The organism is Streptococcus oralis subsp. tigurinus, assembly GCF_002093545.1.
Taxonomy (GTDB): domain Bacteria; phylum Bacillota; class Bacilli; order Lactobacillales; family Streptococcaceae; genus Streptococcus; species Streptococcus oralis_C.
On record NZ_LNVF01000024.1, the window covers coordinates 1 to 201 of the forward strand.

Annotated in this window: 1 tRNA gene and 1 rRNA gene; both read right to left on the reverse strand. The window is 54.2% G+C overall.

The window, feature by feature from the left end:
• Positions 1 to 25: 25 nt before the first annotated feature.
• Positions 26 to 98 (reverse strand) — tRNA-Val (locus ATE34_RS10880).
• Between the two features lie 4 nt (positions 99 to 102).
• Positions 103 to 201 (reverse strand): 5S ribosomal RNA (gene rrf / locus ATE34_RS10885); the annotation flags it as partial.

Here is a 201-nt window from a genome sequence, read left to right on the forward strand (position 1 = left end):
TAACCGCTACACTACGGGACCTATATGGGAGTTAACGGGATCGAACCGCTGACCCTCTGCTTGTAAGGCAGATGCTCTCCCAGCTGAGCTAAACTCCCTCGAGCTAAGCGACTTCCATATCTCACAGGGGGCAACCCCCAACTACTTCCGGCGTTCTAGGGCTTAACTGCTGTGTTCGGCATGGGTACAGGTGTATCTCCT